Raw genomic sequence first — 21,913 nt, 5'->3', positions numbered from 1 at the left:
CGACTCACCCGGGTGGCGGGGTGTCGGGGGCGCGGATGTGGGCGGTGACGGTCTTGCCGGTGGCGGTGGCGGTCACGACGAGGTCGGTGCTGAGGGCGCGTACGAGTTCCAGGCCGTGTCCGCCGACGCGGAGGGGACCGTGGTCCCGGGGAGTGGGTGCCGCGTGTGCGTCGTCGTGGACGGACACCCGCACACCGCGGTCGACATGGGCGAGTTCGAGTCGACACGGCCCGGTCGCGTGACGTATCGCGTTGGTCACGAGTTCGCTGACGACCAGCTCCACGGTGTCCGCCAGGCCGGGAGCGGCCCCGGGGCTTTGGGCGAGGAACTCCCGTGCGGCCCGGCGCGCGGCGGCCGCGGCGCCGACGCCCGTGAGCGTGATCGAGCGTGGACCTCTTGCCGGTGACCGCCGCGCGTCGTGCGGTGAGGAATCCCCGGAGCGAAGTTCGAAATCGGCGGCCATGGGTTCCCCCCGGGGTGAACGTCGGTTCAGGCATGGGACATCGCGTGCCGACCACCCGTCTCGGCTCCCCCGTGCGGCAATGGGCCCAGTTCTCGACATCGGATCCCACCGTTGTACCGCGCCGGAACGACGCTCGTCTCGCCGGGCCGTCGTACCGGCGAAGCCCGCGCGCCACCGGACGGGCGCACGGCGGCGCGTGGCCCCGTCCCCGTCCCCAGGCGGATCCCGGCCCGGCCCGGCCCGGCCCGGCCCGGCCCGGCCCGGGGCGGGGCCGGCATCGGCCGGCCGGCTCGCCCGCGCGGGCATCGACGCGTTCGCTCCGACGATCGTCCGCTTCGCCGGCGTCCGACCCGTCCGTGGTGAACCCCGGCGAGGTGGCCGGGACGCCTGACGGGGCGGGCGAGGACGCGGGGGGAGCGGTGCCGGTCCCACCGGTGCGTCGACACGCACGCGATCATGGACGTATGAGCGAGCGTGAATCCTCCGGCCGTCGCGCCGCGACGACGCTGGCGCGGGTGCTGGATCTGATCGACCCCGGGATCCTCGACGTCGTGGTCGCGCCGCGCGGGACCGAGGTGCCGGTGAACGGGGTCACCCTCTACGACCTCGGCGACGAGGACGCCGACGAGTCGACGCTCACCGGGATGATCCTCCTCGCGGTCGGCGTGGAGCCGCGCGGGCCCGGTGCGGTCGAGGCCGTGCGCGCGGCCCGGCGCGCGGGGGCGAGCGTGTTGGTGATCCGGCGCGGCGCGACCGGCGCGGATCCCGCCGCGGTCGAGGCGGCCGAAGACGGCGGGATCGCCCTGCTCACCCGGCAGCCCGGACGTGGCTGGACCGACGTGCTCGGCCTGTTGCGCAACGCCTGTGCGCAGAGCAGCCCGTCCGAACTCGCCGCGGTCGACAGCCTGCGCCCGGGCGACCTGTCGGGCCTGGCCAACACGGTCGCCGACCTGGTGGGCGGCGCGATCACGATCGAGGATCCGCAGTCGCGGGTGCTGGCCTACTCCCGGATGGACCACGAGCCGGATCCCATGCGCCGGGCGACCATCCTGAACCAGGAGGTGCCCCGCTGGCGGGTGGCCGAACTGCGCGAGAGCGGCTTCTTCCGCACCCTGTGGGGCACCGACGACGTGGTCCGGCTGCCCGCCGACGACCGCTACGCGGAGCGGTTGGCGATCGCGGTGCGCGACGGCGGCGAGGTGCTCGGGTCGATCTGGGCCGCGGCGGACGGGCACCCGCTCGCGCCGGACGCGGTGGCGGCGTTGCGCACCGCCGCCCGGGCGGCCCTGCCGCACCTGGTGCACCACGAGACCCGCGGTCGCGAGGCGGCACGCCGTCGGGAGGAGGCGGTGCACACGTTGCTGAGCGGCGGCGCGGGTGCCGACCGGGCGGCCCGGACGGTGGGGGTGCGCCCGGACCGGCCGTACGCGGTGATCGTGGTCGAGGCGTACGAGAACCCCACGACGGAGTCCGCGTCCGACGCGCCCACGCCCGCCGAGCAGCGGGTGCTCGACGTACTCGCGTTGCAGGCGGCGGCGCTTCGTCCGGGGTGTGTGACCGCGCGGGCCGGTCGACGGTTGTTCGTGCTGACGCCGGCGGGCGAGGCGCACGCGGACCCGGCGCGCGACCTGGTCGCCACGGCCCGGTCGGTACCGGGCACCGTGGTCTTCGCCGGTGTCGGTCCCATCGCGGGTCGGCCGGCCGAGTTGCCCGACGCGCGCGAGGAGGCCGAGATCGTGGTGCGGGTGCTGCGCGAGCGGGCGTCGGCGGCCGGGGTGTCCGCGTCGGCGTCGGCGCTGTCGGCCGACGTGGTGTCGGAGGCGGCCCTGGTGCGCTTGCTGGACCGGGTCGAGCCGCTGTGGCCGATGGCCGGACCGGTGTACGCGATGGTCGAGCACGACCGTCTGCACGGATCGGGGTACTCCGCGTCGGTCGGCGCCTACCTGGGCGCCTTCGGCGACACCGTGGCCGCCGCGCGCGGGCTCAGCGTGCACCCGAACACCCTGCGCTATCGGCTGCGCCGGGCCAAGGAGCTCTTCGGCGTCGACCTGGACGACCCGACGGGCCGACTGCTCGCCGACATCGGACTGCGCCTGGCCCACCGCGAGCACGGGTGAGCCGCGGGGGCCGGCGACCATTTTCATGATCATTTTCCTGTTGAGGCAAACAACCGATGCGTCCTCCTTTGGTCGGGCCGGACGCTGACGCCCGCCCACGCCCGGATCCAAGCTGTGCATGCGACTCGAACGGGTCGCGAACACTTGAGATCTTCGAGGTGTGGTGGACGTGACTTCCGCAGCGGCCCGACGGCGTCGATCGGCCCGACAGGCGGCCCTGGCCCGAGTCGTCGAGCAGGGCCTGCTGGGCCCCGAGCAGCCCCTGGTGGGACTGCTGGACGTGGACGGCATCCGGGCGTCGGTCGGCGCGCTGTCGGCTGCGTTCGGCGACGCGCCCGTGCTGCACACGTTCGCCGCCAAGGCGTGCGGCCTGGTCCCGGTCCTGCGCCTGCTCGCCGACGCGGGGATGGGCTGCGAGGTCGCCTCGCCGGGCGAACTGGAGCAGGCCCTCGCGGCCGGGTTCACTCCCGATCGGCTCGTCCTGGACAGCCCCGCCAAGACGGTCGAGGAGTTGCGGTACGCCCTCGCGCACGGCATCGCCGTCAACGTCGACAACTTCCAGGAACTGGCCCGCATCGACGCGATCGTGGCCGAGCGCCCGGCCGCGGGACCGATCGGGATCCGGATCAACCCGCAGGTCGGCGCCGGCACGATCGGTGCGATGAGCACCGCGACCACCACGTCCAAGTTCGGCATCGCCCTGCGCGACCCGGGGGCCGTCGACGCCGTGGTCGAGGCGTTCGCCCGCCGACCGTGGCTGAACCGGCTGCACGCGCACGTCGGCTCCCAGGGCTGCCCCCTGTCGCTGATCGCCGCCGGCCTGCGCGCGACCTACGAATTGGCCGAGCACATCAACTCCGTCCTGGGCCGCCGACAGATCACCGGCCTGGACATCGGCGGCGGCCTGCCGGTGAACTTCGCCGGCGACGAGGACGACCCGACCTTCGCCGACTACGTCGCCGAACTGCGCGCGGCCGTACCCGAACTCCTGGACGGCCGCTACCGGTTGGTCACCGAGTTCGGCCGCTCGCTGCTCGCCAAGAACGGCACGATCGCCTCGCTCGTGGAGTACACCAAGAGCGCGGGCGGCCGACGGATCGCGATCACCCACGCGGGCGCCCAGGTGGCCACCCGCACGGTGTTCATGCCCCAGGCGTGGCCGCTGCGCGTGGGCGCGTTCGACGCGCACGGCCGGCCCAAGACCGCGCCGGAGGAGATCCAGGACGTCGCGGGGCCGTGCTGCTTCGCCGGCGACCTGACCGCCGTCGGCCGCGCCCTGCCACTGCTCGAACCGGGCGACGTCGTCGCGCTGTACGACACCGGCGCCTACTACTTCTCGTCCCACTTCGCCTACAACTCGCTGCCCCGACCGGCGGTGTACGGCTACCGCGTCGTCGACGACGAGGTGCGCCTGGCCACCGTCCGCGAGGCGCAGACCGTTCGCGAAGTGGTCCAGGAGAGCGGCGCGGCACACGTGCACGCCCTGGTGGACCTGGTGTCCACGACTTCCTCGGGGAACCGGTCCGAGCACGACTGTCCCGACCCCGAGGAGGTTGCGGTATGACCCGCGTCCTGATCTCCGCCGACATGGAGGGCGCCACCGGCACGGTGCTGCCCGCCGACGTGAGCGCCGGCAACCCGCGCTACGAACGCTTCCGACGCCTGCTCACCGGCGACGTCAACGCGGCCGTGGCCGGATTCCTGGACGGCGGCGCGGACGAGGTGATCGTCAACGACGCGCACTGCGGCATGGACAACGTGCTCCTGGAGGAACTCGACCCGCGCGCGGTGCTCATCGTCGGCCGCAACAAACCGCTGGGCATGCTGCAAGGACTCGAACTCGACGTGGACGCGCTGGCGTTCGTCGGCTACCACACCGGTGCGGGCGAGGCCGGCGTACTCGCGCACACCTACCTCTCGCACAGCGTGCTCGCCGTACGTGTCGACGGACGCCCCGTCGACGAGGGAAGCTTCAACGCACTCGTCGCCGCGGAGGCCGGCGTCCCGGTGGTGCTGGTCACCGGTGACGACCTGACCTGCGCCGAGGCCGAACGGTACGCGCCGGGCTGCCGCACGGTCACGGTCAAGACGGCGATCTCCCGCCACGCGGCGATCTGCCGCACACCGGCCGCGACGGCGACCGACATCCGCCGCGAGGCCGCCGCCGCGCTGGCGGGCCCGCCGGATCGGCCCACCGCGACGCCCGCCGCACATCTGGTCGAGGTGGACGTGGACAGCCCCTACCTCGCCGAACGCGCGAGCGCGATGGGCGGGGTCGACGTCGTCGGCCCGCGCACCGTCCGCCTGCAAGCCCCCGACGCCCGCGAGGCGTTGCGCCGGTTCCGGGCACTGACCTGGGTGATCGGCGCCGGCCGCGAGGGCGACTGGACCTGACCGGTCCCGCCTCCGCCGCCGATCGGGCTTCCGTACCGGCTCACCGCCGCACCCTCACGCCGTTGTTTCCCGCTGCCTCCACCGTTCCCCGCTTCGCAGGAGTCTCCATGTCGCAGCACACACCCCCGACCGAACAACCCCAACTCAGCCGCTCGCTCCGCAATCGGCACATGGCGATGATCGCGATCGGCGGGGCGATCGGGGCCGGTCTCTTCGTCGGCAGCGGCAGCGTCATCAAGACCGCCGGGCCGGCCGCGATCGTGTCCTACTGTCTCGCCGGCGCGCTGGTGTTGTGCACGATGCGCATGCTCGGCGAGATGGTCGTCGCGAGACCGTCCTCGGGTTCGTTCTCGGACTACGCGCGCAGCGCCATCGGCCCCTGGGCGGGTTTCACGATCGGCTGGCTGTATTGGTACTACTACGTGATCATCGTGGCCGTGGAGGCGGTCGCGGGCGCCGCGATCCTGCACGCCTGGCTCGACCTGCCCCTGTGGGTGCTGGCGATGGCGCTGATGGCGGTGATGACCGCGACGAATCTGCTGTCGGTGAAGTCCTTCGGCGAGTTCGAGTTCTGGTTCTCCTCGGTCAAGGTCGCCGCGATCATCGCGTTCCTCGTGGTCGGCGGCCTACATGTGTTCGGCGCGTGGCCGGGCAGTTCGCTCGACTTCTCCAACCTCACCTCGCACGGTGGCTTCGCGCCGAACGGCTTCACGTCGATCTTCTCCGCCATCGTCGTGGTCATCTTCGCCTTCGGCGGCGCCGAGATCGTCACGATCGCCGCCGCCGAAAGCAAGGAACCCGAGCGCTCGGTGGCGCGGGCCACGACCGGCATCATCTGGCGGATCATCCTGTTCTACGTCGGCTCGATCTTCCTCGTCGTCACGATCGTCCCGTGGGACGGCGCCGAGGTGCTGGCGAGCCCGTACGTCGCCGCGTGGGACATCATCGGCCTGCCCGGCGCGGGCACCGTGATGGACGTCGTGATCCTCACCGCGGTGCTCAGCGTGCTCAACTCGTCGGTGTACGTGTCCTCGCGCATGCTCTTCGCGCTGGCCTCGCACGGGGACGCCCCCAAGTGGTCGGTCAAGACCAGCAAGCGCAACGTCCCGGTCCGGGCGATCCTGGCGGGCACGGTCGTCGGCTGGGTCTCGGTGGTGCTCGCGTACCTGTCGCCGGACACCGTGTTCACGTACCTGGTCAACTCCTCCGGCGCGATCGCCATCTTCATGTACGTCATGATCGGCGCCTCGCAACTGCGCATGCGCCGGCGGCTGGAGCGCGAGGCCCCGGAGCGACTGGCCCTGAAGATGTGGCTGTTCCCCTACCTCACCTGGATCGTGATGGCGGGCTTCGTCGCGGTGCTCGTGGCCATGGCGGTCATCGACGACCAGCGCACGCAACTGTTCACCAGCCTGGGCAGCCTCGCGGTCGTGCTCGTCGCGTACGGGGCACGCCGGGCCTACGGCCCCCGTGCGACCGGATCGGGTGACGTCCGGGGCACGAAGGCCGTCCCGGAAGCCATGTCCACTCCGTAGCGAACGGATCCGACACCCCCAGGCGTTACCGCCCCGGGTCCTCCCCGCCTCGGGCGGCCGGGCGGAGAGCCGCCGGGTCGGCCGGGGCATCGGCGGTTTCGTCGATCCGGTGTTTGAGATGGTCGTGGGCCCAGGCGGCGAGCGTGGTCGGGGTGGTGGTCCGCACGGTGCGCGGTTGTTCGGGCTCGAAGTTCTTCCGCAGGCCGGTCGACATGCCGAGCACCGCCTCGACCAGTGCGTCGGTCATCCCGGCCCGGTGGAGCAGGTCGCGCATGGCGTCGTCGGTGACGCGTTCGACGTCGATCCGGCGGCCGGTGGCGGCGGTGAGGATTTCGGCGACCTGTCGCCAGGTGAGGTCGGTGGGTCCGTGCACGGCCTGTACGTGGCGTCCGGACCAGTCGGGGGAGAGCAGGCGGGTGGCGGCGACTTCGGCGATGTCGCGCGGCGCCACCCAGGCCATCGGCCGGTCGAGCGGAAGGATCACCTGGAGGAGGCCGGCTCGCAGGGCGTCGAGTTGGAGTTCGAGGTTGGTGAAGAAGTAGCCGCAGCGCAGGTGGGTGACGTCGACGCCGGTGTCGTCCAGGGCGGTTTCGGTGTGTGCCAGGCCGTCGATCTCGCCGGCGCCGTGCCGCTTCTCGGCGCCGACGCTGCTTTGGAAGACGACGCGGCCGATCCGGTTGGCGGTGACGGCGCGGACCACGCTTTCGGTGGCGCGGGCGTAGTCGGCGAGGGGGTCCTCGCCGCCGGTGGTCGGGTCCACCCAGAACAGTGCGTCGACAGCCTTGGTGGCGGCCACCACGGCGTCGGCGTCGTATTGGTCGACCCGCACCGCGTCCACCTCCTCCCGGATGTCGGGAGCCAGTCGGTCGGGCTCGCGCAGCAGCACGCGCGGCCGGATTCCGGCGCGAAGCAACGTCGCCACGACGTGACGGCCGACGTTGCCGGTCGGGGTTGTGACAGCGATCTGCATGGTTGTCTCGTCTCTCGATCGGGGCCCGGGTCGAGACGCTCCGGCACCCGACGCCGGGTCGGATCGGCCGCGGCACCTTCCGGCCGGCCGCAGGTTCGGGTGTATCACCAGGCCCCGGCGCCGCGCCACCAGGAGATCCCGGCCGCGGTGGGGCGGGAGTGTGCGGATGATCGGGGCCGCGAGGAATCGATGGCGACCCGGCCCGTCCCGGTCTTTGGCAACTCGGGTTGACTATCTCCATTAGTCAACTACAGTTGCTTGTATGTCGGCCGCCAAGAATCCCCTTCCACCGGAGCCCGCCGACAGCCTGGCGGCTGTCGTGGCGTTGCGGCGCCTCGCCGATCAACTGGAGGACGCCGCCGTCGAGCAGGCCATGCGAGCGGGCTGGGGTTGGCCGCAGGTATCCGAGGCGCTCGGTATCACCCGCCAGGCCGTCCACAAGAAGCACGCCAAGCGGCTCATCGCCGCCGGAGTCAAGCTGAGGAGACGCGGCGATGAGCGCGTTTGACAAGTACCTGCACGCGGTCATCGTGCGGGCGACGCACGAAGCCCACGAGGACGGGTCGGCGACGATCGACGCGCACCATCTCCTGATGTCGATCGCCGCCGATCAGGGGTCCACCGCACAGCAGGTCCTGGCCTCGGCCGGGCTCGATCGCGTTGCTGTCCGCGAGGCACTGGACCGGGAGTTCGAGCACAGCCTGAGCATGATCGGAGTGTCTCCGGCGGCCTATGACCTTCCCGGGCCGAGCCGCGCTCGCGAGCAGCCCAGGATGGGCGCGTCCGCCAGACTCGCACTGGAGCGGAGCTTCGCCCTCGCGCGCAAGAAGGACCTGCGGTCGACACATCTGCTCCTCGGGATCCTGCAGGCTCGCATCGGCACCGTGCCGCGCGCTCTCGCCTTGGCCGGTGTCGATCGGGCCGAACTGGCGGACCACGCGCGGCAGACGCTCGACAGCCGGGACCGCTGAGCACCGAAAGCAGCCGACCCGGCCGACCCGCCTCGCGGGCGTGCCCTGGCCGGGATGTGCGCAGAGCCCTGTGGGCGTACGCGACGGATCGCACGGGCGCTGGGCCCAAGCCTGGGGTAGAAGCCGGTGCGCCCGGGGGCCGGAGTCAACGGGTCGGTGGGCCGACGAAATCACGCCGTGGAGAGGGCCGGGCGGCCATCTTCGCGTTGCGCGCGACAAGGAGAATGAATGCACCGACACACCGCTCGTACGGATGGCAGCGGACCGGACGCCGAACCGGCCACGGATGTGGGCGCCGTATCCGAGGCCGCGTCGGCATCGGAGGCCGAGGGCTACGAGGCGATCCGGCTCCTGCTTCGGCAAGCCGTGACTCGCGGTGGCCTTCCCGGCATTCTCGCCGAGGTCCGCGACGGCGACCGGCAGTGGTTCGGGACCGCGGGAGTGGCCGACACCCGAACCGGCCGCACGCGCTCACGGCAGGACCGATTCCGCATCGGCAGCATCAGCAAGACGTTCGTGGCCACCGTCGTGCTGCAACTGGCGGCCGAAGGCCGGCTCAGCCTGGACGACACCGCGGAACGGTGGCTGCCCGGCGTGGATCACGGCCTGCGCCACGACGGTGCCGGGGTGAGCATCAGGATGTTGCTCAACCACACCAGCGGGATCTTCAACTACACCGATGACCAGGAAGCGCTGAACCGTTCCGAGACACACACTCCCGAGTCACTCGTGCGGATCGCCGCATCCCATCCGCCCACCTTCGCCCCGGGCTCGGGCTGGGCGTACTCGAACACCAACTACATCCTGGCGGGCATGATCATCGAACGGGCCACCGGCCGCACGCTTGCCGAGGAGATCACGGAGCGGATTGCCCGCCCGCTCGGTCTGGCCGGCACGTATCTGCCACGCGGCAGCGACCCGACGATCCACGGGACGCACTCCCGGCACTACACGAAGCTCTTCCGGACCGACCCCGGCGCGCCGGTTCACGACGCGACCGAGTTCGACGCATCGATGTTCTGGGCAGCCGGCGGCATGATCTCCACCGCCGGTGACCTCAACCGATTCTTCGGTGCCCTGCTGGGAGGCCGGATACTCCCGGCGGACCGACAACGCGACATGTTCGAGACCGTGCCCACCCGCGACTGGATCTCCGACTCCGCCTACGGCCTCGGCGTTTCCTCGGTGAGACTGCCCTGCGGTGAAACGGTCTGGGGCATGGGCGGCGCGCTCTTCGGATCGTGGTCCTACACCTATGGCGCTCGCGATGGCGAACGCATGTTCACCGTCAACGTCAACGGCGACTGGAGCGAAGGCGGGTGGGACGACCCCATCGGCATCTTCACCGATCTACTCCAGGCGTGGTTCTGCCGCCGCCTCCATACCTGAACACCGAGTGACAACATCGGCCGCGCGGCCCGCGTCCCGTCCGTCCGCGAACCCGGCGACGCGAGGGTTACCGCATCGACCCCGTGCGAACTCTCCTTCCGCGTGGGGTCGGTGCCGTGGCCGGTGGCGCTACTGCCGGATGGTGGGCGCCTGTTGCCCCGCTGCCGGAGGCGCCGGGTCGGTCCGCTCGCAGGTGGGGTGCGAAACAGGACTCGGCGCTCCTCGGGGATGGTGTGGGTCGACGGGAGCGGCCGGTCCTCGCGGATTCCGGACGGAAGCACGGTGACCGCCAGCGTCGGTGTGGCCGGGTCGATCGCCCGGTTCGCCTCCGGGGCGGACTCGAACCGATCAGGTCGCGGCCAGCAGGTCGACGACGAACACGAGGGTCGCGTTCGGCCGGATGTCCCCCGGGGGCGCGGCGCCGTACGCCTTGCCGGGTGGGATCACCAACTGCACGCGGCTACCCACCCGTTGGCCGACCAGACCCTCGTCCCAGCCCTGGATCAACTGCCCGACGCCGATGGCGAAGCTGGACGTGCTGCCGCTGGTCCACGTGGAATCGAAGACCACGCCGTCCGCATAGTAGAAGCCGGTGTAGCGCACTTCGACGCGTTGCCCGGCCTTGACCTCGGCGCCCGATCCGAGCGCGAGGACGCGAACGTCCATCTTGTCGGCAGGGCCGAGGGTGAGCCGGCGCATGTCGGGCGCGCCGCGCGACGTGTCGTCCCCTGTGCTGGTGGCGGAAGGTGAGGTTGGTGCCGTTCCGCCGGACGGAGGAGCGCCGATGCCGGGGGTCGTGACGACGGGCTTCGGCGAAACGGCGCCCGTGCCGGTCGCGTTGCGGTGGTCGCGGCCGTCCTCGCGCGTGGCGAGCAGGGCCGCGACGACCGCGGCCGTGACCACGATCGCCGCAACCGCTGCCGTGAGGACCCGACGTGGGCGCCGCCGTGTACCCGACGTCGTCGGCGGTGGCGCGAACGGTGTCGGGGGCGCCGTCACCGGCGGCGGGGGGATCGGTGGCAGGGGCTGGTCGTCTGCCGGCGGGCCGACCGGGGCCGACGCGTGTGGCGGGTGTGGCGGGTGTGCCGTATGGGCCACGCCCTCGGCATCCGGCGTGGCGGCGGGGGAGGCCGCAGCTCCCGCATCGACCCCGTCCCCGGTCTCGGCGCGACCCGCGATCGCCTCCGCCACACCGTCCGGCAGCCACCGGCGCCTCCCCGACCCCGGGACGGTCGTGACCGCCAGTTCGGTGAGCACCTCGGCCGCCGTCGGACGGTCCTCCGGCGACTTGGCCAGGCACGCGGACAACAACGGGAGCAACGCCGGGGGTACGCCGTCGAGCGCGGGCGGGTTGTGCACGACGCGATACAGCAGCGCGGGTGTGGGCCCGGTGCCGAACGGGCCCTCTCCGCGTGCCGCGAAGACCAACACCGCGCCGAGCGAGAAAACGTCCGACGCCGGTCCGATCGCGAGCCCGCCACACTGCTCGGGCGACATGAAGCCGGGGGAGCCGACCGTGCTGCCGGTATGGGTGAGCGCGCTCGCCTCGGACGCCAACGAGATGCCGAAGTCGATCACCACGGGCCCGGCCGGGGCCAGCATGACGTTCGACGGCTTCAGGTCGCGGTGGATCACCCCGACCCCGTGGATCGCGGCGAGGGCCTCGGCCAGCCCGGCGCCCAACATCCGCGACTCGGCGCTCGGCCACGGGCCGTGGGCCGCCACCGCTTCGGACAACGACATGCCGTCGACGTACACCGTGGCAAGCCACGGACTCGGCGCGTCCGGTGCTGCGTCCACCACGGCGGCCGTGAACGCCCCGCCTACCGCGCGGGCGGCGGCCACCTCGCGTGCGAATCGCCGCCGGAAGTCCGCGTCGTCCGCGAGTTCGGGCCGGACGACCTTGATCGCCACCGCCCGACCGGACGGCGACCGGCCGAGGTAGACCCGCCCCATGCCGCCTTGGCCGAGCCGCCGCTCGATCCGGAACGGCCCGATCCGCGACGGGTCGTCAGCCGTCAGTTCGCTCATGCCGCTCCCCACCAGCGCCCGCCCCGCGGCACACGGGAAGGCCCGCCGCAGACCGTCGACCAGCATCCATCGAACCGAACCCTAGCGTGGGCTTGACGCAAGCCCCGGCCGCCGCCCACGCGCCGCCTTCGGCGACCGCCGACGCCCGGAGCCGAGTCCGACCTCGCTCCGGGTGCGGACCCTGGCGGGAGGCGACGGTGTTCACCGACGCCGGCCGCGCGGCCCCGGAAGCGGCGGAGCAGGGCACCCGCCCGACCGAAGGAGCGGGCGTCGCTTCGGGCGAAGCCCGGGACACGATGCGCGCACGCGTCGCCGCTCCCGCCGGGCCGTGCCGCATGCGGCCGCGCCCGGTTTCCCGCGCATGCGGCTCGGCCGGCCCGGCCCGGAGGGACGTGCCGGCCCTTCCACCCGACCCGGCCCGGAGGGACGTGCCGGCCCTTCCACCCGACCCATGGGTCCGGGTATCGAGTCGTTCCAAGCGGGTACCCGGGCCTGGCGATGTAGCCCATCCGGAAGGAGCCCCCCATGTCGGACCCGTCGCGGCGACAACCTTCTCGACCGGCGCCACCCACGGCCTTCCAGCAGGCGCGGCGGCGCAAGCACCCCGGGAAGCCGTCCTCCGGGGACGACTCCGACGCCGCGCGCCTGCTTCGCATCTACCTGGGCGACCACTTCGCCGGCTCCACCGGTGGCGAAAGCCTCGCCCGCCGCATCGCACGCAACCACAGGGGCCGGGTGCACGGGCCCGCGCTGTCCGCCATCGCGGACGAGGTGGCCCAGGATCGCCAGTCGCTGAAGCGGATCATGAGCGATCTGGGGATCGCGCCACCACCCGCGAAGGCCGTCCTCGCCTGGGCCACGGAACGAGCGGCGAGGCTGAAACCCAACGGCCGACTGCTCGGGCGTTCGCCCCTGAGCAGCGTCATCGAACTCGAGACCATGCGCATGGGCGTCGAAGGCAAGGCGTCGTGCTGGCGGAGCCTGCGCGCCGTGGCCGACCACGACCGGCGCTTGTCCGCACAGGAACTGGACGAACTCCTGAACCGCGCCGAAGCGCAGTCCCGTCGTCTGGAGGACACGCGGACCAGGATCGCCGCGGCAACCTTCGGCCGACCCTGACCGCACCGACCCCGCCACCCGGTGTGATGCGGCCACCGTCCGGGCTCGCCGCACGGTGGATCCTGGGGACGCCGAGCCCCACCCGGGATAGGGGCGTTACAGAGCGGCCTCGATCGCTTTCGCGGGTGGGCGCCGCGTCGGCCGAGACCTTCACCGAGGGTCTCGGCGGCGCCCCGGGCCGATGAGGATGCGAACGAGGCATGGAGTGGGGGCTGCGGGGCAGAGGAGCGTCCAACCATCGCATCCCACGAGTTCCGACCACATGGTGCTCCGCCACCCACTGCGGGATTCGTCGAGAACCGAGGAGAGTCTCCATGAGCACCGGGCCCAGCGTGTGGGGTCACCGTCCCGAGTCCGGATACACCGCCGGCACGAGCCTGACCGGCTACAAGGTGGACGCCTTCGACGGCCACATCGGCAAGGTCGACAAGTACAACGACGACGTCGACATATCACACCTGGTGGTGGACACCGGTGCGTGGATCTTCGGCAAGCACGTCCTGCTCCCCGCGGGCACGATCGCGAGCATCGACCCGGAGAACAAGGTCGTCCACGTCGTGTGCAGCAAGGAACAGCTCAAGAACTCACCCGAGTTCGACAAGAACAAGCACGTCGATCGACACTGCGGACGTCCACCCCAACCACCAGGAGCGGCTGGAGCCAGGACATGACCACCCCGCCGCCCGACCCGTCCGCCGCCACCCGGAGTTGGGCCGTGTCGAACGCCCCCGGCACCCTGGCCGAGGTCCGTGCCACGGTTCGAGACGTCCTCGGCGCCTGGGGATGGACCGAGGACCGCGTGGACGATGTCGTGCAGATCGTCTCGGAACTCGTGGGCAACGTCATCCGCCATGCCTACGGCCAGGCCGAGTTGACGCTGACCCGCACCTGTGACGGAGTCGAGATCGGGGTGGGGGATCGGGCCCGCGACCTCCTCGTACTCCAGCGTCCCGCGAACGGCGACGGTGGTTACGGACTGCGCCTGCTCGACTTGCTCACCACCCGGTGGACCGTGGAACAGCACGCCACGGGCAAGCACGTGCGCGCCCACATCATGCGCTGAATCCGCCACCGCGTCGGCACGGTGCGTGCACGAACCGACACGCTCCCTTCCCGAGTGCTGCATTCGTGACCGGTGGGCAGAAGCGGTGCATGGGCACAGCGAAACGAGTTCCACAGACGCGGGACATGAAGGGCGAGGAACTCTCCGCCGACGAGGCGTGGTTGACATTGCGCCGGTACGGCGGCTGGACACTGGTCAAGAACGCGTTCGTTCGCTTTCGCTATGCGGACGGGTTCACCCACTCCCGCGCGCTCGCGCTCCAGGCGGTGCTGTCGGTACTGCCGTTCGCGATCGCCGTCGTCGGACTCTCTCGGGTCCTGCACACCGACAAATTCGGCCGGTTCGTCTCCGCGGTGCTCGCCCGGCTGTCGACGGGCCCCAGTTCGGCCGTCGTGCAGGACACGCTGCGCGACGCGGGCGGGGGCAGCGCGGTCGCGCTCTCCCTGGGACTGGTGTTCTCGCTGGTCAACATCGCGACCGCGATGAGCCAGATCGAGCGCGGCGCGAACCGCATCTACGGCGTCGAGCGTGATCGCCCGTTCCTCCACAAGTACGGCCGCGCCGCAGCGATGACCGTGGTGGTCGGCATCCCGATCGGCCTCGGCGTGCTGTTGACCGTGGCCGGCCGCGACATCGTCGGGGCCGCCGCCGACGTGTACGGCTGGAGCGACACGCAGCGCACGGTGTGGGGCATCCTGTGCTGGCCGGTGGGCGTCACACTCGCGCTGATCTCCGCGTCCGCGGTCTTCCGGTGGTCGCCGCGCCGCCGCCAACCCGGGTTTACCTGGCTGGCGTTCGGGGCGGCCGTGTACCTGGTGTTGTGGGTGCTGCTGTCGTGGCTGCTCGGCCTCTACATTCGGCTCAGCGGCTCCTTCGACTCCGTGTACGGCCCCCTCAGCGCGTTCGTGTCCTTGATCCTGTGGGCCTACCTGACCTCGATCGCGCTCTTTCTGGGCCTGGCGTTCGCCGCCCAACTGGAGGCGGTCCGCGCCCACTTGCCCGAGCCGGTGCAACCGGATCCGGGCACCTGAGGATCCGGCGGACGACGACTTCCCGTGGCGGGCGCCGGTTCGAAGTGTTCGTCCGGGTCGCCCTGCCCCGCGCGGCCCGGTCATCGACCGCCTCGTGCGGCGCCACCGGCGCGGGCGACCTTCGTGCCGGAAACCGTGAGGGGTGTGCCGGGGTCCCGCCGCCGAATACCGAAACACCGGCGCCGACGTACGTCGACCTCCTGGTCGACGGCCCGCTCCCGGACGTGCCGAGCATCATCATCATCTCCGACCGGCCGGCCCGCGTACGAGCGGGACGGGCGGGCACACGCAGTGTGTGAATACCGGAGACGTCGACAGTGGCCCAGAGCCGCGGTTGCTCAAGGGGCTGACCGTGGATTCCAGCAGGCCGGAGCAGCCCGTGCTGCTGGATGCGAGGGGACAGCCCCTTCAGACCTGGCGGGAGAATTTTCCGTACGAGCGCAAGATCCGCCGGGTGGAGTACGAGCGTGCCAAGCGGGTGCTTCAGATCGAACTGCTGAAACTCCAGCGGTGGGTCAAGGAGACCGGACAGCGCTTGGTGGTGATCTGCGAGGGCAGGGACGCCGCAGGCAAGGGCGGCACGATCCAGCGATTCACCGAGCGCCTGAACCCGCGTGGTGCTCAAGTCGTGGCCCTCGGCACACCCACCGAGCGCGAAGCGTCACAGTGGTACTTCCAGCGGTACGTCGAGCATCTTCCCGCGGGCGGGGAGATCGTCTTCTTCGACCGGTCCTGGTACAACCGGGCCGGCGTCGAACCGGTGATGGGATTCTGCACCGAAGAGCAGCACCGGCTCTTTCTCGCCCAGTGTCCGGATTTCGAGCGGATGCTCGTGGAGGACGGGATCCTGCTGGTGAAATTCTGGTTCTCCGTCTCCCGGGCGGAGCAACGTACACGCTTTGCGATCCGCCAGGTCGACCCCGTGCGCCAGTGGAAGCTCTCCCCGGTCGATCTCCGGTCGCTGGACCGCTGGGACGACTACACGAAGGCCAAGGTCGACATGTTCCGGGCGACCGACACCGAGCACGCGCCGTGGACGGTGGTCAAGACCAACGACAAACGGCGCGGCCGGCTCGAAGCCATGCGCAGCCTGCTGACGCGCCTGGACTACCCCGCCAAGGACGAGGCGGTGATCGGCGTACCCGACCCGCTCATCGTCGGCGCCGCCGGAACACTCCTGGAACCCGGCGAGGAGAGCAGCGACCTTTCCCCCACTCCCCTCGCGCACCCCGACGGCACACCCGGCGAGCATCCACAGCAGTAGGCCCGTCCGCCTTTCGACCTCGCCGCACGGTGAGGTCGAAAGGCGGTGCTCGATGCCCGTGGCGGCCGGGTCGCCGCCGCTCAGCCGATGCCGCGTGGCCGGAACTGGATGCTGATCCGCGGTCCTGTCGCCCTGGTCGTCTTGGGGATCGCGTGCTCCCAGGTGCGCTGGCAGGTGCCGCCCATGACGATCAGGTCACCGTGGCCGAGTGGGCGCCGTACCGTTTCACCGCCACCGCGCGGGCGGAGCAGGAGATCTCGCGGAGTGCCGACGGACGCGATCGCGACCATGGTGTTCTCGCGGGCTCCGCGGCCGTTGCGGTCGCCGTGCCAGGCGACGCTGTCGTGGCCGTCGCGGTACAGGCACAGCCCCGCGCTGACGAAGGGCTCGCCGAGTTCCGCCGCGTAGTGCTCGGAGAGCCGGTCGCGCGCCTCGGCGAGGGCGGGGTGGGGCAGCTCGTCGGCAGCGCCGTAGTAGGCGAGCAGGCGAGGAACGTCGACCACCCGTTCGTACATGCGCCGACGCTCGGCCCGCCACGGGACGCTCTCGGCCAGCGCGGCGAACAACGCGTCCGCGCCGGCAACCCAGCCCGGCAGCTCGTCGATCCAGGCGCCGTCGCCCAGCATGGTGCGTCGCAGGCCGCGCGGCGGCCCGACACGGATGACGTCGCTCTGGTCGAAGAGCGAACCCTGGAGACAATCCGACATTCCGCCACGATACTCCATCCAGCCGAACATGCGTTCGAGACGCGATCGGGGTGTCGAACGCGGGCGTCGAGATGCCCGTCCAGATTTGTCCCGGTCGGGCGCTGTTCGTCGCCGCCGGTGTCTGGTGCGTGCCGTGGGCCGTCGGCGGTGGACGCTGGTCGCCGTAGTCGACCGCCCGACGGCCACCGCCGCCACCGACCGCCACGGCACGGCACGGCGAGGAGCGGCGGTGGGCGGCGGCAGTCGGCCGGCTTCAGGGCTGTTCGCCGCCGGTGAGGCCTTTGCCGATCATGTCTCGGCAGACCTCGACCGAGAAGGCCATCAGTGCGCCCGCCTGGGCGTCGCGGAAGTGTCGCTGGATCGGGGAGGACCGCAGAAAGCCCGAGCCGCCGCCGACCCGGAGCCCGAACTCCGCGATCGATTTCGCCACTTCGTTGGCGTAGAGCTTCGCTTCCACGGCGGCGACGAGGGCGCCGGGCGCGTTCCGGTCGGCGAGCCACATGGATCGTTCCGCGAGGGTGCGTGCCGCCAAGAGCCTCACATGGGCGTCGGCGGCGTCGAAATGGACCCATTGCATGTCGCCGACCGGTTTGCCGGTACTCGGAACGACACGTTTGCGGGCATGGTCGGTCGCCGCGTCGAGCGCGGCCTCGGCGATGCCGATCGACAGCCACGGTAGGCCGAGCGCGATGATGTTCGGCGCCGTCGGGTCGACGATCCGGCATCGGTTCTCGTGACGCAGCAGGGTGTTGCGGAAGTTCACCAACTGGCTGCGGGTGCCGCGCAGGCCCATCGAGTCCCAGATCGACACCATCTCGATGCTGTCGTCCCGGCTCACCCCGAAGAACGCCGGTCCCTCGTCGAGCAGCGCATTGACCAGGAAGTGGTCCGCGATCTCGCACCCGGACACGAACCGCTTCGCGCCGTCCAGTTCGAATCCGCCGTCCACCGGTTCGGCCCGCTGGAGCGGCATCAGGAAGAGGTTCCCGCCGGTCGGCTCCGACAGCGCGTTCGCGAACCGTTTGCCCGCCGCCAACTCCTCCGCGTAGAACTGCGGTCCGTAGCCGACCAGCGCCTGCGCCGCGCCCAGATGCATCATCCAGACGCACGCCGTCGACGGGCACGCCTTGCCGACGATGCCGAGGATCTCTCCGAGCGCCTGGTAGGACAGCCCGGAACCGCCTCGCTCCCGGGGCATCGCGGCCAGGTCCAAGCCGGCCTCGTGTAACGCCGTCAGATTGGCGACCGGGAGGGTGGCCTCATGATCGTGCCGGTCCGCCGCTGCCGCGAACTGCCGGGCCAGATCCCGCGCCGCGTCGACGAACCGCTGTTCTTCCCTGGAAACCGCAAACGGTGAAGTCACCGGCCCAGCCTAGAAGTCTCGTGGGGACGTCGGAGTGGGTTCCCGCGACGCGAACGGCGGGCCGGACTCGTCGTTTCGAAGGGCGAGCCTCCCATGCCGAAGCCGAAGCCGAGTCGAAACCGCAGCCGAAGCTCACAAGCGAAGCCGGTGCTTGGCACGTCCAACGTGTAACCGGTTATATTGGTTACATGGATTCGTTCGGCAGCAAGGGTCTGACCCTGCGTTCCCATACCGGCGTCGCCTACCGGTTCGACCCTGGCGCGCTGTGTCTGGAGCTGTTGGTCACCGGCGGTCCCGGCCCCTACCGCCGGTACGAGGTGTTGCACGAGCCCGTCGACGTGGCCGCCTGGGCGGAGCGGTCGCGGCTGACGCCGACGCCCGTGTTGGAGGTCACCGAAGCCCAGGTGGCCGACCTGCGAAGGCTGCGCGACGCACTGCTGCGGGTGATCCTCGCCCACACACGCGGCGAGCCGTACCCGCCCGGCGACCTGGAGGTCGTCAACGAGGCGGCAGCCCGTCCGGCGCTGGCCCCCGCCATCGCACCGACCGGGAAGCGGCAGTGGGCCGAAACCCATGGCGGCACGCACCTGGCGGCCACCGTCGCCCGGGACGCGGTCGAGTTGCTGACCGGACCCTTCGCGCACCGTATCCGTACCTGCGCCGCCGAGGATTGCCACCTCGTCTACGTCGATACCTCACGCCCCGGCAGCCGCCGCTGGTGCTCCATGGAGCACTGCGGCAACCGTCACAAGGTGAGGGCGCTGCGCGCCCGTCACTCCGAGGAAGGATGACAACGATGCCCACAGGACTGACCAAGGACGCCGGCTGGCAGATCGGCGTGTCCCGCACGTTGCCCCACCCCGTGCCGGTCGTCTGGGACTTCATCAGCAGCCCGGAGGGGATCGCCATCTGGCTCGGCTCCGGGGCGGCCCTCGCCCCGGAGCGCGGCACCCCCTACCGGACGGACGCGGGCGCGGCCGGGGAGGTGCGCGGCTACCGCCCGCAGGACCGTATCCGGGTCACCCACGGCACCACCACGATCCAGGTCGCCGTCGCCCCCACCGCCGACGGGGCCCGGACGATGCTCCGCTTCCACCAAGAGCGCCTGGCGAGCGCCCAGGAGCGCGAACGGCAGCGGACACGGTGGGAGCACGTCATGGACCGGGTCGCCGGCGTCCTCGACGGGCACTGACGGCGGCGCGCAATCCGCACGCCGGCGATGCCGCGTGATCGTCACGGTGAGCGCGACGAAACGGCTCGGGCGATGCGGCAGCAGAGCCGACCGCGCTCGCCGACCGTCTTACCGCGCGCGGCCCGGTGTCGGCGATGCTCGCCGGCGTGTTTCCGGGTCGCCGTCCCCGCGCAGATGCAACGCTCTTGTCAGGGGCGGGCGTTCGCGGACGGGATCGCCGGTGTTCTGCCGTCGAGGACCGGTCGGCTCGGCACGGATGCGCGCGGGACCTCGAAGCGCGCGAGCCGGATGTACGGGGCGAGGCATTCCGGCGGGGTGTTGCGATCGGGGAAGCGCACGTCGAGCCTGAGCCGGCTCCCGTTCGCGTACAGCCGGGCGCCCTCGGGGTCGAGGCAACCCGCTTCGACGGTCACGGAGATCACGACGTTGTGGGCGAAGTCGGTCGCGGGAACGGGTTCCGAAGGCCGCTTGGTCGGGGCCCCGGCGAACAGCCCCGCCAGGACGTCCGCATCCTGTGTCGCCGATTCGGCGATGGCGAACACCTTGGGGAGGCCGCGGGCGTCGGCGAAGGAGATGGTCCGCGTGTCGAGGCGACCGTCGGTGGGTTTGGCGGGCGGTCGGCTGCCGGGTGATGTGGTGCCCGGCGGCGTAGCGCTCGGGGTGACCGGAGTTTCGGTGGAGCCGGCGGAGGGTGAGGCGACGGGAGTGCCGACCGATGCGGTGACCGGAGTATCGGACGCCGTTCGGATCGGCTCTCCGGCCGTGGGTTTGTCGTCGTCGTCTCCTGCGAGCAGGAGCCACAGTCCGATCCCGAGGCAGGCGGCGGCGATCAGTGTGGCGGCGACGACGATGATCGTCCGGGTGGCGGGTGGTCGTGCGTTCGACTCGGCCATGGTGATGTGACGTCGTCGCCCTGCGACTGGTTCCCCGCATCGCAGAACGTGGCGGTGCGGTGGGGACGGCCTGGCGTCGTCTGTGCCGGGAAGGTCGGTTCAGGGCATGCGCGTGGGACGAGCAGCGGGACCGACACGGGGCACGGGGGTACGTACAGGGGTAGGTGCTCTATCGGCCAACTACCAGGAGCCGTCCGGGCTTTGCCGCGCCCAGGTCGACCACGGCGCGGGTTCCGGACGTACCCCTCGGCAGCCTCGTGTGGTCGATCGGCGGGCCGCACGCGGACTTCGACGTCGACGGACGTGGGCAGGACAGCCGCCGGTCGCTTCGGGCCTCGCGGCTGTCCTGACGCGCGCACGCTCTCGGTCGATGCGCGCCGAGCGGGCCGGTCGGAATGTGTCCGGGAGAGGAAACCGTAGAAGGCTCGGCGCGCGACCGATGGGCCTAACCGGGTCGAACGGCCGCGTAGAACTCCATCGAGAAGACCGGCGCTATGGTCACGTTCTTGCCCGGGCGCGGGGCGTGCACTATCTGGCCGCCGCCGATGTAGATGCCCACGTGCGAGTTGTCCGAGTAGTAGAACACCAGGTCGCCCGGCTGCAGCGCGTCCTTGGAGATCCGCGGGCCGTCGTTGACCTGGGTCCAAGTGGTGCGACTCAGCGAGACGTTGGCGGCCTTCCACGAAGCCTGGGTCAGTCCCGAGCAGTCGTAGGAGCTGGGACCCACGGCCCGAGGCGAGTACGGCTTGCCGATCTGCGCCTTCGCGAACGCGACCGCGGCCGCGGCCCGGCCGGAGACGGGGACGTTGTTCGCCGGCGGCGGTGTGTCCGGCTTGTCCCGCGAGCTGCGGTCGGTGTCGCCACGGGGAGCGGCGGCGTCGGTCTTGTGCTCGTTCGAGTCGAGGACTTCCTTCTTCTGCTTCTCGCTGAGCGTGTTCAGCAGTCGTTGGGCCTCGGCGAGCTTGGTCTGGATCTCGGTCTTGTTCTTGTTCAGTTCGGAGCGCAGCTTCTCCAGTTCCGCGAGCTGCGAGGAGGCCTCGGTGCGGTCCTGTTGGAGAGCTCGGGCCTGCGCCGCGATCTGCTTCAGCTTGGCGGCCTGTCGGCCGTCGAGCTGGGACATCATCTGCGACTTCTGCAGGAAGCCTTCGGGGTCGCCGCTGAGCGCGAGCGAGAGCGACGGCGGCAGGCCGCCGCTGCGGTACTGGTTGGCCGCCAGGACTCCGATCTGGTCGCGCAGGGCGTTCAGCGCGGCCTGTTCCTCGGCGATCCGGGTCTGCGTCTGGTTCGCGGTGGCCTGTTGCTTGGTGATCTGCTCGTCGACGCCGTTGGCGGCGTCGGTGGCCTTGATCACGTCGCTGTGCAGTTGGTTGACGCGTTCCTTGGTCTGCTGGAACGACTGCGCGGGATCCGC

The 21,913-nt window shown here is 71.3% G+C and carries 21 protein-coding genes; 14 read left to right on the top strand and 7 right to left on the bottom strand.

The window, feature by feature from the left end; all coding sequences use genetic code 11:
* Positions 1 to 4: 4 nt before the first annotated feature.
* A complete protein-coding gene (locus tag ACIRL2_RS18625; RefSeq protein ID WP_395860149.1) occupies positions 5 to 463 on the bottom strand; it encodes an ATP-binding protein in 459 nt (152 codons plus the stop codon).
* Between the two features lie 464 nt (positions 464 to 927).
* Here ACIRL2_RS18625 and ACIRL2_RS18620 point away from each other — a divergent pair, with 464 nt between their 5' ends.
* From ACIRL2_RS18620 to ACIRL2_RS18605, 4 genes are all read left to right on the top strand, one after another.
* Positions 928 to 2,580 (top strand): PucR family transcriptional regulator, encoded by a 1,653-nt coding sequence (locus ACIRL2_RS18620; RefSeq protein ID WP_395860147.1) that lies wholly within the window; start codon positions 928 to 930, stop codon positions 2,578 to 2,580.
* Positions 2,581 to 2,749: 169 nt separating this feature from the next.
* Positions 2,750 to 4,144 (top strand): diaminopimelate decarboxylase, encoded by a 1,395-nt coding sequence (locus ACIRL2_RS18615; RefSeq protein ID WP_395860145.1) that lies wholly within the window; start codon positions 2,750 to 2,752, stop codon positions 4,142 to 4,144.
* Entirely contained in the window at positions 4,141 to 4,974 is an 834-nt protein-coding gene (locus ACIRL2_RS18610) for a M55 family metallopeptidase (RefSeq protein WP_395860143.1), read from the top strand. Before ACIRL2_RS18615 ends, ACIRL2_RS18610 begins: the two co-directional genes overlap by 4 nt.
* Before the next feature lie 107 nt (positions 4,975 to 5,081).
* On the top strand, positions 5,082 to 6,509 hold the full coding sequence (locus ACIRL2_RS18605; protein ID WP_402233351.1) for an amino acid permease: 1,428 nt from the start codon (positions 5,082 to 5,084) through the stop codon (positions 6,507 to 6,509).
* Positions 6,510 to 6,534: 25 nt separating this feature from the next.
* Here the strand turns inward: ACIRL2_RS18605 and ACIRL2_RS18600 are convergent, their stop codons facing one another.
* The gene (locus tag ACIRL2_RS18600; protein WP_402233348.1) at positions 6,535 to 7,479 is read right to left on the bottom strand and encodes an NAD(P)H-binding protein; all 945 of its coding nucleotides are present in this window, start codon (positions 7,477 to 7,479) and stop codon (positions 6,535 to 6,537) included.
* 262 nt (positions 7,480 to 7,741) lie between these two features.
* Between ACIRL2_RS18600 and ACIRL2_RS18595 the strand changes: the two genes are divergently transcribed.
* The 3 genes from ACIRL2_RS18595 to ACIRL2_RS18585 all read left to right on the top strand — a co-directional run bounded on the left by ACIRL2_RS18595 (position 7,742) and on the right by ACIRL2_RS18585 (position 9,839).
* Positions 7,742 to 7,987 carry a hypothetical protein gene (locus ACIRL2_RS18595; RefSeq protein WP_395860137.1) on the top strand — a complete coding sequence of 82 codons (246 nt, stop codon included), beginning with the start codon at positions 7,742 to 7,744 and terminating at the stop codon, positions 7,985 to 7,987.
* The gene (locus ACIRL2_RS18590) at positions 7,974 to 8,450 is read left to right on the top strand and encodes a Clp protease N-terminal domain-containing protein (RefSeq protein WP_402233345.1); all 477 of its coding nucleotides are present in this window, start codon (positions 7,974 to 7,976) and stop codon (positions 8,448 to 8,450) included. Before ACIRL2_RS18595 ends, ACIRL2_RS18590 begins: the two co-directional genes overlap by 14 nt.
* A gap of 228 nt (positions 8,451 to 8,678) precedes the next feature.
* Positions 8,679 to 9,839: a serine hydrolase domain-containing protein gene (locus ACIRL2_RS18585; RefSeq protein ID WP_402233342.1), complete on the top strand. Its 1,161-nt coding sequence runs from the start codon at positions 8,679 to 8,681 to the stop codon at positions 9,837 to 9,839.
* Between the two features lie 348 nt (positions 9,840 to 10,187).
* Here ACIRL2_RS18585 and ACIRL2_RS18580 read toward each other — a convergent pair whose 3' ends face one another.
* Positions 10,188 to 11,870 carry an FKBP-type peptidyl-prolyl cis-trans isomerase gene (locus ACIRL2_RS18580; protein WP_402233340.1) on the bottom strand — a complete coding sequence of 561 codons (1,683 nt, stop codon included), beginning with the start codon at positions 11,868 to 11,870 and terminating at the stop codon, positions 10,188 to 10,190.
* 525 nt (positions 11,871 to 12,395) lie between these two features.
* Between ACIRL2_RS18580 and ACIRL2_RS18575 the strand changes: the two genes are divergently transcribed.
* The 5 genes from ACIRL2_RS18575 (at position 12,396) to ppk2 (ending at position 16,347) form a co-directional block, all read left to right on the top strand.
* Complete coding sequence (locus tag ACIRL2_RS18575) at positions 12,396 to 12,989, top strand: hypothetical protein (RefSeq protein ID WP_395860129.1); 594 nt, start codon at positions 12,396 to 12,398, stop codon at positions 12,987 to 12,989.
* Between the two features lie 314 nt (positions 12,990 to 13,303).
* Positions 13,304 to 13,660: a PRC-barrel domain containing protein gene (locus tag ACIRL2_RS18570; RefSeq protein ID WP_402233337.1), complete on the top strand. Its 357-nt coding sequence runs from the start codon at positions 13,304 to 13,306 to the stop codon at positions 13,658 to 13,660.
* Positions 13,657 to 14,052 carry an ATP-binding protein gene (locus ACIRL2_RS18565; RefSeq protein WP_395860125.1) on the top strand — a complete coding sequence of 132 codons (396 nt, stop codon included), beginning with the start codon at positions 13,657 to 13,659 and terminating at the stop codon, positions 14,050 to 14,052. Before ACIRL2_RS18570 ends, ACIRL2_RS18565 begins: the two co-directional genes overlap by 4 nt.
* Positions 14,053 to 14,141: 89 nt before the next feature.
* Positions 14,142 to 15,083, top strand: a complete 942-nt coding sequence (locus ACIRL2_RS18560; protein ID WP_395860123.1) for a YihY/virulence factor BrkB family protein — start codon at positions 14,142 to 14,144, stop codon at positions 15,081 to 15,083.
* Positions 15,084 to 15,378: 295 nt separating this feature from the next.
* A complete protein-coding gene (gene ppk2 / locus ACIRL2_RS18555; RefSeq protein ID WP_395860121.1) occupies positions 15,379 to 16,347 on the top strand; it encodes a polyphosphate kinase 2 in 969 nt (322 codons plus the stop codon).
* 80 nt (positions 16,348 to 16,427) lie between these two features.
* Here ppk2 and ACIRL2_RS18550 read toward each other — a convergent pair whose 3' ends face one another.
* Positions 16,428 to 17,054 carry an alpha-ketoglutarate-dependent dioxygenase AlkB gene (locus ACIRL2_RS18550; RefSeq protein WP_395860120.1) on the bottom strand — a complete coding sequence of 209 codons (627 nt, stop codon included), beginning with the start codon at positions 17,052 to 17,054 and terminating at the stop codon, positions 16,428 to 16,430.
* Positions 17,055 to 17,307: 253 nt separating this feature from the next.
* Complete coding sequence (locus ACIRL2_RS18545; RefSeq protein ID WP_402233332.1) at positions 17,308 to 18,417, bottom strand: acyl-CoA dehydrogenase family protein; 1,110 nt, start codon at positions 18,415 to 18,417, stop codon at positions 17,308 to 17,310.
* A 188-nt stretch (positions 18,418 to 18,605) separates the two neighbouring features.
* On the opposite strand from ACIRL2_RS18545, the gene ACIRL2_RS18540 reads away from it, so the two are divergent.
* Positions 18,606 to 19,208 (top strand): CGNR zinc finger domain-containing protein, encoded by a 603-nt coding sequence (locus ACIRL2_RS18540; protein WP_395860117.1) that lies wholly within the window; start codon positions 18,606 to 18,608, stop codon positions 19,206 to 19,208.
* Between the two features lie 5 nt (positions 19,209 to 19,213).
* Positions 19,214 to 19,609 (top strand): SRPBCC domain-containing protein, encoded by a 396-nt coding sequence (locus tag ACIRL2_RS18535; protein WP_395860115.1) that lies wholly within the window; start codon positions 19,214 to 19,216, stop codon positions 19,607 to 19,609.
* A 188-nt stretch (positions 19,610 to 19,797) separates the two neighbouring features.
* On the opposite strand, the gene ACIRL2_RS18530 is transcribed toward ACIRL2_RS18535, so the two are convergent.
* Together ACIRL2_RS18530 and ACIRL2_RS18525 are read right to left on the bottom strand one after the other, a co-directional pair.
* Complete coding sequence (locus ACIRL2_RS18530; protein WP_402233329.1) at positions 19,798 to 20,502, bottom strand: hypothetical protein; 705 nt, start codon at positions 20,500 to 20,502, stop codon at positions 19,798 to 19,800.
* A gap of 445 nt (positions 20,503 to 20,947) precedes the next feature.
* On the bottom strand, positions 20,948 to 21,913 hold a 966-nt coding region (locus ACIRL2_RS18525), incomplete at its 5' end, for an NlpC/P60 family protein (RefSeq protein ID WP_402233326.1).

Source organism: Embleya sp. NPDC127516 (genome assembly GCF_044765325.1).
In the GTDB taxonomy this organism is placed as follows: domain Bacteria; phylum Actinomycetota; class Actinomycetes; order Streptomycetales; family Streptomycetaceae; genus Embleya.
The sequence above is the reverse complement of the archived record's forward strand: the minus strand, read 5'-3'. Positions and strand labels throughout refer to the sequence as shown.